The sequence below is a fragment of the Salegentibacter salegens genome (assembly GCF_900142975.1).
In the GTDB taxonomy this organism is placed as follows: domain Bacteria; phylum Bacteroidota; class Bacteroidia; order Flavobacteriales; family Flavobacteriaceae; genus Salegentibacter; species Salegentibacter salegens.
The window spans coordinates 2,302,828-2,318,749 of record NZ_LT670848.1; the positions used below are offsets into that span (position 1 = coordinate 2,302,828).

Annotated in this window: 11 protein-coding genes; 5 read left to right on the forward strand and 6 right to left on the reverse strand. The window is 38.0% G+C overall.

The window, feature by feature from the left end:
• Positions 1 to 65: 65 nt before the first annotated feature.
• From B5488_RS10290 to B5488_RS10300, 3 genes are read right to left on the reverse strand one after another with little or no spacing between them, the layout of a single operon-like run.
• Positions 66 to 1,094: an asparaginase gene (locus tag B5488_RS10290; RefSeq protein WP_079735184.1), complete on the reverse strand. Its 1,029-nt coding sequence runs from the start codon at positions 1,092 to 1,094 to the stop codon at positions 66 to 68.
• The gene (locus tag B5488_RS10295; protein ID WP_079735185.1) at positions 1,078 to 2,220 is read right to left on the reverse strand and encodes a 1-acyl-sn-glycerol-3-phosphate acyltransferase; all 1,143 of its coding nucleotides are present in this window, start codon (positions 2,218 to 2,220) and stop codon (positions 1,078 to 1,080) included. The genes B5488_RS10290 and B5488_RS10295 overlap by 17 nt, the downstream gene beginning before the upstream one ends.
• Positions 2,221 to 2,269: 49 nt before the next feature.
• Positions 2,270 to 3,037, reverse strand: a complete 768-nt coding sequence (locus tag B5488_RS10300; RefSeq protein WP_172839999.1) for a TatD family hydrolase — start codon at positions 3,035 to 3,037, stop codon at positions 2,270 to 2,272.
• Between the two features lie 52 nt (positions 3,038 to 3,089).
• Between B5488_RS10300 and B5488_RS10305 the strand changes: the two genes are divergently transcribed.
• Positions 3,090 to 3,527 (forward strand): retropepsin-like aspartic protease, encoded by a 438-nt coding sequence (locus B5488_RS10305; RefSeq protein ID WP_079735187.1) that lies wholly within the window; start codon positions 3,090 to 3,092, stop codon positions 3,525 to 3,527.
• Positions 3,528 to 3,778: 251 nt separating this feature from the next.
• Here the strand turns inward: B5488_RS10305 and odhB are convergent, their stop codons facing one another.
• From odhB to B5488_RS10320, 3 genes are all read right to left on the reverse strand, one after another.
• Positions 3,779 to 5,065, reverse strand: coding sequence for a 2-oxoglutarate dehydrogenase complex dihydrolipoyllysine-residue succinyltransferase (odhB, locus tag B5488_RS10310; protein WP_079735188.1), 1,287 nt, complete (start codon positions 5,063 to 5,065; stop codon positions 3,779 to 3,781).
• Between the two features lie 64 nt (positions 5,066 to 5,129).
• A complete protein-coding gene (locus B5488_RS10315; protein ID WP_079735189.1) occupies positions 5,130 to 7,898 on the reverse strand; it encodes a 2-oxoglutarate dehydrogenase E1 component in 2,769 nt (922 codons plus the stop codon).
• A 217-nt stretch (positions 7,899 to 8,115) separates the two neighbouring features.
• Positions 8,116 to 9,090 (reverse strand): polyprenyl synthetase family protein, encoded by a 975-nt coding sequence (locus tag B5488_RS10320; protein WP_079735190.1) that lies wholly within the window; start codon positions 9,088 to 9,090, stop codon positions 8,116 to 8,118.
• A gap of 141 nt (positions 9,091 to 9,231) precedes the next feature.
• Here B5488_RS10320 and B5488_RS10325 point away from each other — a divergent pair, with 141 nt between their 5' ends.
• The 4 genes from B5488_RS10325 to B5488_RS10340 are packed head-to-tail and all read left to right on the forward strand — an operon-like array spanning position 9,232 to position 15,869.
• Positions 9,232 to 9,849, forward strand: a complete 618-nt coding sequence (locus B5488_RS10325) for a TetR/AcrR family transcriptional regulator (RefSeq protein WP_079735191.1) — start codon at positions 9,232 to 9,234, stop codon at positions 9,847 to 9,849.
• Positions 9,839 to 11,194: a TolC family protein gene (locus B5488_RS10330; protein WP_079735192.1), complete on the forward strand. Its 1,356-nt coding sequence runs from the start codon at positions 9,839 to 9,841 to the stop codon at positions 11,192 to 11,194. Before B5488_RS10325 ends, B5488_RS10330 begins: the two co-directional genes overlap by 11 nt.
• Positions 11,195 to 11,216: 22 nt before the next feature.
• Entirely contained in the window at positions 11,217 to 12,389 is a 1,173-nt protein-coding gene (locus B5488_RS10335) for an efflux RND transporter periplasmic adaptor subunit (protein ID WP_079736579.1), read from the forward strand.
• A 6-nt stretch (positions 12,390 to 12,395) separates the two neighbouring features.
• A complete protein-coding gene (locus tag B5488_RS10340; RefSeq protein WP_079735193.1) occupies positions 12,396 to 15,869 on the forward strand; it encodes an efflux RND transporter permease subunit in 3,474 nt (1,157 codons plus the stop codon).
• Positions 15,870 to 15,922: the final 53 nt, after the last annotated feature.

Sequence of the window (15,922 nt, forward strand, 5' to 3'; positions counted from 1 at the left end):
CGTTTTCTAAACGGTGCGCCAAATAACGAAAAAAAATATACTTCGTCAAGCATCTGCCGTTAATTTTATGACATTTCCCCTCTAAGAGAGGTTTCAAAGATAGTTTTAAACACTTTAGGAGACAATTCTTTTCCTAAAAGATACATTAATTTAGCCACCGCAGCCTCAGTACTGATGTCTTTACCAGAAACCACACCTATTTTTTTAAGCTGAACACTGGTTTCATATTGCCCCATAACTACGCTTCCCCCAATACATTGAGTTACATTGACTACAAATAATCCTTCAGAAATTTTTCTTTTCAGAATATCGAGAAACCAATCGTCACTGGGAGCATTCCCGCTTCCGTAAGTTTCCAGAACCACCCCTTTTAGTCCAGGTTTTGATAACATATATTCTACCGTTTTTGCATTAATTCCCGGGAAAATCTTTAAAATCAGCACTTCATTATTAAATCCGGTATGCAATTTTGTTCTTTGTCTTCGATTGGGACGCCATAATGCATTGTAATTAACCGAAAGATAAACCCCAGATTCTGCCAAAGGAGCATAATTTAAGGAAGCAAAAGCCTGGAAGTGTTCGGCATTAATTTTCGTAGTACGGTTAGCGCGATATAATTTATATTCAAAATAAAGTCCTACCTCAGCAATTACCGGCTTGCCATTTTTTTGTAAACCCGCAATTTGAATACTGGTAATAAGGTTTTCTTTGGCATCTGTTCTTAAATCTCCAATAGGTAATTGGGATCCTGTAAAAATAATGGGCTTGGTTAAATTCTCGAACATAAAACTGAGCGCTGATGCCGTGTAAGACATAGTATCGCTGCCGTGCAGTACTACAAAACCATCATAAGCATCAAAATTCTCATTAATTGTATTTGCGACTTTCACCCAGCATTCCACATTCATATTAGAGGAATCTATAGGGTCGCCAAAACTCAAGGTATCTATCTCGTGCTCCAGGATTTTAAGCTCGGGAATATTTTGTAGTAATTCATCAAAATTAAAGGCTTTAAGGGCTCCAGAATCATAATCCTTAATCATACCTATAGTCCCGCCGGTATAAATAAGTAAGATTTTAGCTCTTTTCTTCATATAGCGCTTCTTTATTTATTACCGGATTTGCATACATTAATAAATAACTATTTAGCTCCAGGGCATTTTTAACATCCACCCTTCGGCTAAGACGGCGCTCAAACTGCCTTTTTTCTTTATCTGAATATTTATTGGCATACGTTTCTGAATTCTTCAACAAATCGAATGCGATATAATTTGCCGGCCACAATTTGTAATTTTTATAGATATGCTGATCTATTTTTGTAGCCACTGCTTTAAGTTGTGCGTTTATAGAAGTATGTTCTCTCTCAATCTCTTCAAAAACTTCTTTTCCAAGTACTTCTCCCGCATTGATATGAATGCGACCTTTATTACCAAGCGCACCCTGCATAATAGAATTAAAATCTTCGTTAGCCGATTTTACATATTCTTCTTTCATTCTTTTAGCAAGAAGTTCCGGCATTTTTAAAATATCGGTGGGATCAAATTCATAAGAAATCGCTACCGGAACAATTTTGAGCCCAGCAAAATATTCCGCCAAACTATTTTTCCCTTTAGCCATACCAAGCATCTTTAATACGCCTTGCTGGGTATAATCGCTTCCATCTTTAGTTCTGCCTTCTCTTTGCGCCATCCAAACAGATCGCCCATCCTCATGCAGCAGTTTTTTAATATATTCTGAAAGCACCATAGAACTCTTCAGCATTTCCCTGGGGCTAATTCCGCGTTTTACAAGAAAATTCCTGTTTAAACGGGACAAAGCCATAAGAAAAGGCTTTTGCACCAGGTTATCACCAATAGCCGAAGCCGTCATGATAAGCTCCTGCTCATAAAGGGTGGTGTTTAATAAGCAAGTATCCAGAATAATATCGCGATGATTGGAAATATAAAAATAAGCTTGATCGCTATTTAATTTATCAAAACCATTGTAAGTAAGCCCTTCGGTACTTTTTTCAATAACTTTTAATACCGAATTATAAATTACTTTGGTTTGAAAATCTCTAATAGAATGGCATTCTCCCAATATGGTCGTAATTTCTTCTGAAGTTTTTTCAGGAAATGTAAACTGTAAAAGCGTTTTAACCATGGGGTGTCTCATGAACTCCTGCAAGGCAGGTTGCACCTCTTCATCCTTATAAAACCTTATGTCTTCGAATTCTTTCACGCAAATTGTGTTAGCTAGGCAAATGAACAAATTTTAATTATAACCTTCTTTATATCCCAAATATATCTTTTGAGTTCTGGGTGGTTATTTCAGCGATTTCAGCCAGTGGTTTTTCATATATTTCAGCAAGTTTTTCTGCTACTTTTATAAGATACTCAGGTTCGTTGCGCTTCCCACGAAAAGGCGTTGGGGACAAATACGGCCCATCGGTTTCCAGTACGATCTCGCTAAGCGGGATTTCATTCAGAAATTTATCAATTTTTCCGTTTTTAAAAGTAACCACACCACCAATTCCAAGTTTTAGATTATAAGAAAGGGCACGTTTGGCTTGCTCCAGGTTTCCCGTAAAACAATGGAAAATGCCAAAAAGATCATCATTTTTTTCTTCTTCTAAAATATCAAAAATTTCATCAAAAGCCTTTCTACAATGAATTACAATGGGAAGCTTGTATTTTTTTGCGAGTTTTATTTGCCACCTAAAAGCTTCCTGCTGAATTTCCAGGGTACTTTTATCCCAATGCAAATCTATACCAATCTCACCCACCGCATAAAACCTTCTTCTTTCAAACTGCTCTTCTACATGTTTTAATTCTTCCTCAAAATGCTCTTGAACATGAGTTGGATGCAAGCCCATCATTAAAAAAACATTCTCGGGATAACGAGCTTCCAGCTCGTACATCGCCTCTGTGGTTTCAGAATCAATGGCAGGTAGAAAAAACCGTTCTATATTTTGCTGAAAGGCGTTTTCTATAAGCTCGTCCCTGTCGTTTTCGTAATCTTCGCTGTAAAGATGTATGTGCGTATCGGTTAAAATCATAAAAGCAAAAATAATTTATTTTGAAGACCTATCTTTGCGAAAAACATAAAGAATGTCATCTTTAAAAAAATTACTGAAAGAAAAAGGCTTTAAACGCATTAAATTGAAATACACCAAAACCCAACACCTGGAATTGGTAGCCAAAATTAATAATATTGAAGGAAACTTTATTCTTGATACAGGAGCCTCCAGCACCTGCGTGGGCCTGGAAGCCGTAGAACACTTTAAACTTCTTGCAGAAGATAGTGATATAAAAGCTGCAGGCGCCGGCGCCACCAATATGCTAACACAAATCGCCCAAAAGAACCGGATAGAAATAAAAGGCTGGAAAAAGAAAAAAGTAGATCTCGTACTTTTTGACTTAAGACACGTAAACGAAGCCCTGGTAAACCACGAAGCCGAAAAGGTTCACGGAATTATTGGCGCCGATCTTTTAAGAAAAGGAAAAGCCGTTATAGACTACAAAGCTCCTGCACTTTATTTAAAATAGCTTTTACAAAGGGGAAATATCCCCTTGATTCGCGGACTGATGTTAATTAAGTTTGATAAAATTAATGTTAGTAATGTCTACAGTGTCTAAAAATAAACTCCGCCATCAACTCCTTTATGTAATATTAAGCATTTTCGTTGTAGGCGTTTTATTTTTGAACATACTGAACTTGTTTTTGTTTTGATTTATTTATTTGAAATTAAAAAGGCAGCCTAACGGCTGCCTTTTTTGCTTTATAAATAGTCTGAAGTTTAAAGCTCAAGAGCTCTTTTAACATCATTATCCATCAATAATTCTTCAGGATTTTCTATAGCTTCTTTAATCGCTACAAGAAATCCAACAGATTCTTTACCATCAATAATCCTGTGATCGTAAGAAAGTGCTACATACATAATAGGACGAATTTCTACGTGACCATCTATAGCCACCGGACGTTCTACAATGTTGTGCATTCCTAAAATCGCACTTTGCGGAGGATTAATAATTGGTGTAGAAAGCATAGAACCAAACACTCCTCCATTAGTAATGGTAAAAGTACCACCGGTCATCTCATCTAGGGTAATTTTCCCGTCACGGGCTTTTGTAGCCAGACGTTTTACCTCATCTTCTACTCCTCTAAAACTAAGGTTTTCAGCATTTCTTATTACAGGAACCATTAAACCTTTTGGCCCTGAAACCGCAATACTAATATCTTTATAATCGAAAGTAATTTGGTGATCGCCATCTATCATGGAATTTACACCGGGATATTGGTCTAGTGCACGCACTACGGCCAGCGTAAAGAAAGACATAAAGCCTAAACTTACCCCGTGTTTATCTTTGAATTCTTCTTTGTATTTTTTTCTTAAGTTGAAGATAGGCTGCATATCTACTTCATTAAAAGTAGTAAGCATCGCGGTATCATTTTTAACCGATACCAAACGCGAAGCTACTTTTCTACGTAGCATAGACATTTTCTTCTTAGATTCTCCGCGTTTTCCTTTCCCCGGACTACCCATAGAAGCTTTTGCCTGTACTGCATCTTCCTTAGTTATTCGGCCATCTTTTCCGCTTCCTTCTACATCTTTAGCATCAACGCCTTTTTCGTCAAGGATCTTTTTAGCAGCAGGAGACGGGCTACCTTTTGCATGAGAATCCTGTTTTTGAGAAGGTGTGGAAGATTTAGAAGATTCCTGGGTTTTAGCCTCAGCCTCAGCCTTATCCTTATCTTCTTTCTCTTTTTTATCTGAAGAATCATCTTTTGAAGATTCATCTTTCTCTTCTTTAGATTCTTTTTTATCATCACCTCCACCCGGCTTTTCAGCCTCAGTATCGATTAGACAAACAACTTCTCCCACAGCCACAGCATCACCTTCCTCGGCTTTGAGCGTGATAATACCGCTGGCTTCAGCTGGAAGCTCTAATGTAGCTTTATCACTATCTACTTCTGCAATTGGCTGATCTTTTTCTACATAGTCGCCGTCTTCAACTAACCACTCGGCTATTTCAACTTCGGTTATAGATTCTCCCGGAGAAGGAACTTTCATTTCTAAGGCCATGATCTTTGTTTTTATTTTTTATTGTCATTTCCGCGAAAGCGAAAACCTTTAATTCTTTATTAATTTATTCTTCTAAATTCTTGTCAAAAACACTTGCTATCACTTTATTGTGACGTTTCTTAAATCTTACAGAACTTCCGGCAGCCGGCGATCCATAGAATTTTCTACTGCAAACTCTAAACTTTTTAGCTTCGTCATAATGAAGCAACATATGCCCGTAAGCCCCCATATTTCTTGGTTCTTCTTGCGCCCACACTATATCGTCTGCATTTTTATATTTTTTGATCGCTTTTTGCATCTTTTCAATAGGAAGCGGGAACAATTGCTCCACACGAACTAAAGCTACATCATCACGATCATTTTCTTCTTTATATTCCAATAAATCGTAGTAAAATTTACCGGTACAAAAAACTAAAGATTTTACATCTTTAGCTTTTGCTTTTGGATCGTCTAATACTGGTTGAAAACTTCCTTCAGCAAAATCTTCTTTAGTTGAAATCACTTTAGAATGTCTTAGCAAACTTTTGGGTGTAAAAATTACCAATGGTTTTCTAAAACCGGCTTTCATCTGTCTACGTAAGATATGAAACATATTGGCCGGTGTAGTAACATCTGCCACATACATATTATCTTTTGCACAAAGCTGAAGAAAACGTTCCATCCTGGCTGAAGAGTGTTCTGCTCCCTGGCCTTCGTACCCGTGAGGTAAGAAAAGCACCAGACCGTTTTGTAATTTCCACTTGTCTTCTGCAGCAGAAATATACTGATCTATCATTATTTGTGCGCCATTTACGAAATCCCCAAACTGGGCTTCCCAAATAACGAGGGTCTTAGGACTTGCCATGGCATAACCATAATCAAATCCCATTACGCCATATTCTGAAAGCGGAGAGTTGTAGACGAAGAAATCGCCATCCCTGCCTTCTATATTATTATGAAGAATAATTTCTTCTTCACTGTCTTCTACTTTTACAATTGCGTGACGGTGGGAGAAAGTACCTCTTTCACTATCCTGCCCACTAATTCTAATATTATATCCTTCTTTCATTAAAGAACCATAAGCAAGATGCTCGCCCATAGCCCAATCTAGCTTATTATCTTCAAAATATAATTGATGACGTAGATCTATGATCTTTTTCACCTTACGCATAAACTTCTTATCCTCCGGAAGTTTTGAAATAGCTTCAGCCACTGTATCAAGATCTTTTATCTTGTAGGTGGTATCAAACTCTTTCATCATTTCTTCTTCCCTCACATTCTCAAAACCTTCCCACTCATCGTACATAAACGGGGTGATCTTAGTGGTTTCTTCTTTCCTGGAATCTTCTAAATTCTCTTCAAGATCTGCCTTATACTCTTCTTCCAGTTTTTTAAGGTAATCGTCGTCTATAATATTTGCCGACTTAAGCTTTTCGGCATAAATATCCATCGCATTTTCATGCTTGGAAATAGCTTTATATAACTTAGGCTGGGTAAATTTAGGTTCATCACCTTCGTTATGCCCATATTTCCTGTAGCCTAATAAATCTATAAATACGTCTCGCTTAAATTTCATTCTAAAATCTAGAGCGAACATCATAGCGTGAACTACGGCTTCGGCATCATCAGCATTTACGTGTAATACCGGGGAAAGGGTTACCTTCCCTACATCGGTACAATACGTTGAAGAACGCCCGTCAAGGTAATTTGTAGTAAAACCTATTTGGTTATTCACCACAATATGAATGGTTCCACCAGTCTGATAACCTTCCAGCTTCGCCATTTGTACTAATTCGTAAACCACACCCTGGCCTGCAATAGCAGCATCACCATGTACAAGTATAGGAAGCACTTTCATATTATCACCATCGTAATGCCTGTCTTGCTTGGCTCTTGCAATACCTTCTACAACAGGACCCACCGCTTCAAGATGCGAAGGGTTTGGTGCAATATTTATATTTATTCCTTTACCATTATCGGTAAGGCGGCAGGAAGTCCAACCCAGGTGATACTTTACATCCCCGTCAAAAATATCCTGTTCGTAATCTTTACCATCAAACTCACTAAAAATATCTTTAGCGCTTTTGCCGAATATATTGGTAAGGGTATTTAAACGCCCCCGGTGGGCCATACCCATCACGAAATCTCTTACGCCATAATCTGCTGCTTTTTCTATAAGCGCATCTAAGGCCGGGATTAAACTTTCTCCACCTTCCAGTGAGAAACGTTTTTGCCCTACATATTTTCTATGTAAAAATGATTCAAAAGAAACTGCCTGATTTAATTTCTTCAGGATTTTCTTTTTCTCATCATCATTAAAATTTGGATGATTCTCATTTTTATTCAATTTATCCTGAATCCATTGAATTTCTTCCGGCTTCCGAATAAACATATATTCTATCCCGATAGATTCACAATAAACTTTCTCCAGGTGTTTTATTATATCACGAAGTTTGCTAGGGCCAATGCCCAGCATATCCCCGGCATTAAATTTAGTGTCCAGGTCGCTTTCTTCCAGTCCAAAATTATCAATATCTAAAGTTGGCCGGTATTTACGGCGCTCTCTAACCGGGTTTGTTTTGGTAAACAAGTGCCCGCGGGTTCGGTAACCATCTATAAGTCTAATTACCTTAAATTCTTTTGTAACGTGTTCTGGAATTTCTCCCTCCTGAAAATCTACAGGTGCTTCTTCCAGGGTTTCTGCAGAAACTCCGTTTTGTTGCATTCCAAAGTCAAAACCTTGAAAAAAAGCCCTCCAACTGGGCTCTACACTATCGGGGTACTGGAGATATTGATCGTAAAGTTCGGCGAAGTATGCCGTATGTGCAGCATTTAAAAATGAAAATCTATCCATAAGTTGAAACTAATGTTTCTTTTGAGTGTAAAACACAGCAAAAATACAATTTTTAGAAAAAACAGGCGGCAGCAAACTATATTTTTATCTTATGAATTATAAGAAGTTTAACATAGTAGAAACTTCAGGATGTGCCCAAAATTGTTTATTGTTTGCAAATGTATAAGGTGTAACCACCTAAAAATTAAGAATTTCTCAATTGGAGTTTTGCCAGAAATTATACGTTACGATTCATAAGCATTTCCCCAAATTCTCTTAACGGAAGTTTTTTCTCGTCAGAAATTTCAATTTTATCTAAAACATCAAAAGCTTTATTGGTGTATTTCTCTATTTCCTGCCGGGTTAATTCTGCAGCCCCGCTACTTTCAAAAAGATTTTTAACCGCTTCTATTTTTCCTGAAGTTTCTGCAGGATTAATCGTGTATAAATGTTCCAACTGCTGGGCCTCGCTTTTTCCTGAAGTCTCTAAAGATTTTAAATAAAGAAAGGTCTTTTTATTTTCAATAATGTCCCCGCCGGGTTGTTTCCCAAAAGTTTCGGGATCTCCAAAAGCATCTAAATAATCGTCCTGAAGCTGAAAAGCAATTCCTAACAAGCGCCCAAATTCATAAACCGCCTCTTTACATTGTGTAGAAGTACCGGCAACGATGGCTCCCATTTGCAGGGAAGCCCCAACAAGTACAGCGGTTTTAAATTCTATCATTTTAATATAATCCTCAATAGCTACATCGTCGCGGGTCTCAAAATCTATATCATACTGCTGGCCTTCACAAACCTGAATAGCCGTTTTGGTAAATAAACGCGCTAATTCTTTAAAAGTTTCGCCCTCATAATTTTCAAAAAGCTGGTACGCGTTTATCAGCATAGCATCTCCCGAAAGAATTCCGGTGTTTATATCCCAACGTTCGTGTACGGTTTCGTTGCCCCGGCGCAAGGGCGCATCGTCCATAATATCGTCATGAACCAAAGAGAAATTATGAAAAACCTCTATCGCAAGCGCCGCATCTAAAGCCTTCTTATAGTCAGCATCAAAAATATCGGTAGCCATAAGTACCAAAACCGGTCTTAAGCGTTTTCCGCCCAGGCCAAGAATATACTTCATAGGTTCATAAAGATTTTTAGGCTCTTTTACCTGCACTTTAAGATCTAAATACTCCTGAAAAGCTTCTCTATATTGAGCAATGGACTTCATACCAAAAAATTTTTCCGGCTAAAATACATAATTGAGCGTACTTCAAATTCTATAAGAGAAGTTAAATTAATAAAAACTAAGGAAACTTTTGTTGTTTTTTAAGTTTCCTTAGGTTAGTTTTGCACGAAATTTATAGAAAAAGTGAAAGAAGATATTTTAAAGAATGCAGCAGACCTCTTTCTAAGACTCGGTTTTAAAAGTGTAACAATGGATGATATAGCCCAACAAATGGCTATCTCTAAGAAAACCATTTATGCTCATTTTAGTACTAAAACCAAATTAGTGATGGCAACGGTAGATTATTTAATTAAAGAAATAGAACAAGGAATTACCGTTCTAAGTGCAAAAAAATTAAATCCTATTGTTGAATCTTACGAGATGAAAAAGTTTGCCATGCAGATGCTGAAAAACGAGAAAAGCTCTCCCCAGTTTCAGCTAAAAAAGTATTATCCGGAGGTCTATTATCCTTTGCGGGACAAACAATTTGAGATTGTACAACGAATTGTGATTGACAACCTGGAGCGGGGCATTACTACCGGCCATTACAAAGGAGATATTCCTATTTCTTTTGTGAGCCGAATTTACTTTGTGGGAATGCTGGGTATAAAAGATAAAAACCTCTTCCCAGAAGATGAATACAGCAATGCAAAATTGATGGACTATTTTTTAAGATACCACCTCAACTCAATTTGCACTGAGAAAGGGTTAAACACGCTAGATGAATTAATAAAATCTAATAAGCAAAAAAATGAAATTTAGATACCTGCTAATTTTACTGATTTCGCTAAGCAGCATAGCTCAGGAAACTCCGGAAGATTACAGTTTTTCGCTGGAAGAAGCTATACAGTTTGGCCTGGAGAATAATTATTCTTCAATTAATGCTCAAAAAGATGTTGAAATTGCCTTAAAACAAAAATGGGAAATTATCGCCCAGGGATTACCACAGGTAAGCGCTACGGCAGATTATCAAAATTACCTTAAACAGCCGGTTACTTTACTTCCTGCTGAAATTACTGGCGGCGAACCCGGCACCTTTACCCCGGTTACTTTTGGAACGGAACAAAATATGAACGCCACCGCCACCTGGAACCAGCTAATTTTTGACGGTTCTTATATTGTAGGTATCCAATCGGCTAAAACTTTGCTTCAAATTTCTGAAAATGCAAAAACCAAAACCGATCTCGAAATAAAGAAAGCCGTAATTAATGCCTACGGAAATGTTTTGCTGGCAGAAGAAAATGTAGCGATTCTTCAGAAAAACGTAGAAAACGTTCAGAAGAATTACGATGAAACCAACGAGATCTATAAAAACGGGCTTGCAGAACAGGAAGATGTAGAACAGCTGGAAATCACCTTGCTAAACCTAAAAAACAATTTAAGCCGAAGTCGCCGTATGCGTGACATCGCTTACGAAATGTTCAATTTAACGCTTGGGATTCCGGTAGAAATACCTGTCAACCTAACCGAAGAATTAGACACACTGGCAATGCAGTATTTTGACCTGGAACTCTTACAGGAAGAAATTCCGGTTGAAGAAAACATAGATTATCGTATTGCAGAAAATACGGCAGCTTCGCGGGAAATTGAAGTAAAACTGGAGAAATCTAAAGCGCTTCCTTCTTTAAGCGGATTTCTAAATTATGGGGTTCAGGGCTTCAGCCAGGAATTCACTTTTTTTGATGAAGACCAGGAATATTTTGGCCAGTCTATTTTAGGGGTGAGCTTAAATATCCCAATTTTCAGCAGCGGTATGCGAAACTCCAGAACTCAGCAAAAACAAATTGCTTATGAACAGGCGATGGTAGAACTGGAGCAAACCGAAAATGAGGTAAAACGCCAAATTAATTCGGCTAAAAGCGATTATGAGTTTAGCCTCGAGAATTATCAAAATCAAAAGAAAAACCTTGAACTCGCAGAAAGGATAGAGAACAAAAATCAAATCAAGTTTTTTGAAGGAATTGCCAGCAGTTTTGAGCTAAGTGAAGCCCAACGCCAACTTTACCAGGCACAACAAGATTTTTTACAATCTATGCTTAATGTAATAACTGCTAAAGTAGAATTAGAAAACCTGTTGGACACCAGAAAATATAACAATGAAGATTAAATACACCCATCAAATAACAACAATGAAAAAGTTAGCTGTTTTATTAAGTATTCCGCTGTTATTGCTTTCGTGTGGAAATAATGTGGAAGGAAAATCTATAGAAGAACTTATAGAAAGCGAAAACCTCCCGGAAATTAGAGCCAGAAAAACAGAATTAAGCAAAGAACAAAGCGACCTTACTGAGAAGCTGGACAAACTGGATCAGGCTATAGATCGATTAGACAAAACCCGGCGTTTAGACCTGGTAGAAATACAGCAAATTAGCGACACCTTATTTAAGCATTATGCCGAAGTACAGGGTGATGTCGCTACCGATGAGAACATTGTAATCTATTCTGAATTTTCAGGGATCTTGCAAGATCTTCGGGTAGAAGAAGGACAACAGGTTAATAAAGGACAGGTGCTTGCCAAAATTGATGACGGCGGACTTTCGAGCGAATTAGCACAATTGGAAACCCAGGCCACTCTGGCTAAAACCACTTTTGAGCGGCAAAAGCGTTTGTGGGAACAAAATATTGGATCAGAAATGCAATATTTAGAAGCTAAAACCAATTATGAATCTATGCAGAATTCGGTAAACAGGTTAAAATCTCAATTAGACAAAACTATTGTTAGAGCACCTTTTAGCGGAATTGTAGACGAAGTCCTTACCGAACAGGGTGAAGTAGTAAGCCCGGGGCAAAGCCAGATATTACGCTTAGTGAGTTTAAAAAATATGTATGTAGAAGCTGCTGTGCCTGAAAATTATTTAAACACTGTGAGAAAAGGCACTGATGTAATCGTAGAAATTAGCTCGTTGAATCGCGAATTTGAAGGTGAAATTAGAAGAGTGGGAAATACCATTAACCCTAATAACCGCTCGTTCAATATTCAGGTTGCAGTTCCTAACGAAAACGGAATGATAAAACCCAACCAAATCGCTACCATTAGATTAAACGATTATACAGCAGAAAACGCCATAATAATTCCCGAGAATGCTTTGCTTAAAAATTCGCAGGGTGAAAGTGTAGTATTTACGCTTCAGGAAAAAGAAGGCGAAGACAATATTGGTACTGCAAAAAGAAAAATTGTAGAAACAGGATATTCCTATAAGAACAAAATAGAAATAACCAGCGGTTTGGAAACCGGAGAAACACTGATCGTAGAAGGTGCTAAAAACCTTAGAGATGGTCAGGAAGTTAAAATAAGAAACTAAGCTACAATGAATTTAGATAAAGAATTTAAGCTTTCGTCCTGGGCCATTAACAACAAAATGACGGTATATGTAATTATCGCCATTGTGATGATTGGCGGACTCATGTCTTACTACAATATGCCCCGGGAAACTTTTCCCGAGGTTGTGGAAACCAAAATTTATGTTAGCTCAATTAACCCCGGAAACTCAGCCGAAGATGTTGAGAAATTCATTACCGAACCCCTGGAAGAAGAGTTTAACGATGTTGCCGGTGTAAAAGAAATTTCTTCTTCTACGTTTCAGGATTATTCGCTGGTAATTGTAGAGTTTGAAGAAGATGTAGAAATTGAAAGTGCCAAGATAAAAGTAAAAGACAAGGTAGACATGGTGAAAGCCGAAACCACCTGGCCTACTTTAGATAATGGCGCCAAGGTAGAGCCCAATGTATTCGACCTTAATATTTCAGAAGAACAACCTATTCTAAACATTAACCTAACGGGAGATTATACCGTTCAGCAATTAAAAGAATATGCAGAATATCTTCAGGAGCGCATCGAGTTGCTTCCGCAAATAAAAGAAGCGAGTATTCGTGGTGCTGAAGAAATGGAAGTTGAGATCGCGGTAGATATCTATAAGATGACGGCTTCTAAAGTTAGTTTCTCAGATATTGTAAGCGCGGTTAGTGCTGAAAATAGAACCATTTCGGGTGGAAATGTGATTACCAGCGGGGTTCAGAAAAATATAAGAATCGTTGGAGAAATTGAAGATCCAAAAGAACTTCAAAACGTTGTGGTGAAAACCGATGGCGGTAATATTTTCCTAAAAGACATTGCTGATATTAATTTCAGGGAAAAAGATGCTACCACTTTTGCTCGCGAATACGGTAAACCTGTAGTGATGCTGGACGTAAAAAAACGTGCCGGTAAGAATATGATCGAGGCTGTAGACCAGATCAAAGAAATTGTAAAAAAAGAACAGGAAGAGTATCTTCCTGAAAGCCTGGGAGTAAGTCTTACTAACGACCTTTCTACCAACACCGAAAGCCAGGTAGATGATTTGGTTAACAACATTATTTTTGGGGTGATCCTGGTGGTTTTGGTCTTAATGTTTTTCCTCGGGTTTAGAAATGCATTATTTGTAGGTATTGCGATCCCTTTATCTATGTTTCTTTCTTACATTATCCTGTCCAGTATGGGATACACCCTAAACACGATGGTGCTTTTTGCCCTGGTAATGGGTCTTGGGATGCTTGTAGATAACGGAATCGTAGTGGTAGAAAACGTCTATACGTTAATGGACGAAGGGATGCCAAGAAAACAGGCTGCCAAGCAAGGTTTAGGCGAAATTGCCTGGCCAATTATAGCATCAACAGCAACTACTTTAGCTGCATTTTTCCCACTGGGACTCTGGCCGGGAATTATAGGAAGCTTTATGGTAATTTTCCCTATTACGCTTTCTATCGTTTTAGGTTCTTCCCTTTTTGTAGCCTTGATCATCAACTCGATGCTTACTTCTCAGTTTATGAAAACAGAAGAAGGCGAATTCACTAAGAAAAAACTTATTAGAATAAGTTCTATTCTTGCTGGTTTTGGGGCATTATTGTTAATTGTAGGATTTGTAGTTGATGCCGGGGCGCTAAGAGCCTTTGGAAATATATTAATCCTGGCGGCTATCCTGCTTTGGGCTTATAAATATTTTATTTCAAAAGGTGTAGATTATTTTCAATATACCGCGCTTAAATGGATGGAGAATATTTATGAAAAAACCCTTAAGTATTCGCTACGCGGAAAAAAAGCCTATTTAGTTTTCTTCGGAACTTTACTCTTGCTATTCCTTTCTTTTGTATTAATTGGATTGGTACAACCAAAAGTATTGTTCTTCCCTGAAAATGAACCCAACCAGGTAATCACCTATATTGAATACCCGGAAGGAACCGATATTCATAAAACCAACACGCTTACTAAAAAAGTAGAGCAACGCATCTTTGAAGCTATAGAGCAATACGAAGATGAAGATGGCTATAATTTTATGGTAGAGTCGGCTATTTCCCAGGTTGGGGAAGGTGCAGGAAACCCGCAAACCGATGGTGGCCAGCAAAATGAAATGCCACATAAAGCCAAGGTAACACTCTCTATGCGCGAGTTTACTGAAAGGCGCGGTGTGAGCAGTAGCGAAGTTTTATCTGAAGTTCGGGAAGCCGTACAAGGATTTCCAGGTGCTTCTATTGTTGTTGAAAAAGATGCTGCAGGACCACCAACAGGCTACCCTATTAATATGGAGCTTAAAGGTGAAGACTACGAGAAAATGCTCGTAGAAGCAGAAAACTTACGATCCTATGTTAACGATCTTAGTATTGCGGGAATAGAAGAACTCAAAATAGACGTTAACAAATCTAAACCTGAATTAAGTGTAAAAGTAGACCGAAGAAAAGCAGGACAACTTGGAGTATCAACTTCGCAGGTAGGTCAAACCTTGAGACGGGCAATCTACGGCGAAGAGGTTTCTACTTATAAAGATGGTGATGATGATTATGAGATAAATATGCGTTTTGCTGATGAATATCGCTATAATGAAAATGTATTATTCAATCAACCGGTTACTTTTAAAGACCAAAACACAGGCGAAATAATTCAGGTGCCAATTTCATCTCTGGTCACTACAGAATCTGCCTCTTCTTTCAGTTCTATTAAAAGGAAAGATCTAAAAAGGGTGATCACCCTCTACTCTAACGTGCTTCAGGGTTACAATGGTAATGAGATTGTAGGCCAGTTAAAAACCGCACTTAGAAGTTACGATCTCCCTAAGGATATTACTTTAGAGTTTACCGGGGAACAGGAAGAACAGGAAGAAAATATGGCTTTCTTATTAAAAGCTTTATTAATCGCCATGGGCGGTATCCTGCTTATTCTTGTTGCTCAATTTAATTCACTGTCAAAACCAATTATCATTGTTATGGCAGTAGTATTGAGTTTGGTGGGAGTTTTCCTTGGTTTGATTATCTTCCAGATGGATTTCATTATTATTATGACGATGATGGGAATTATTTCCCTGGCTGGAATTGTGGTAAACAACGCCATCGTGCTTATTGATTACACCCAAATCCTTATTGACCGTAAAAAGCGGGAGCTTAATATAGATGATGATGAATTACTTACTCGTGCCCAGTATTTTGATTGTATCGTTAGAGGTGGAAAATCGAGGTTAAGACCTGTATTGCTTACTGCGATTACTACTGTTCTTGGTTTAATTCCACTGGCGGTAGGATTAAATATAGATTTCTTTAGTTTGTTTATAGACTACGATCCAAAAATATTTATTGGCGGTGACAACGTGATCTTCTGGGGGCCACTGGCATGGACGGTGATCTTTGGGTTGGTGTTTGCCACCTTCCTTACGCTGGTTGTAGTTCCGGTAATGTTTTACCTGGTAAATAGAGCCAAGGTGAAAACCGCCGATAAACGAAAAGAGCGAAAACAAAGAAAGCTGGAAGCAAAAGCTTAAAACCAAAACCCCGAAGTGTACACTTCGGGGTTTTTTATTTCTCAAGTTTACAG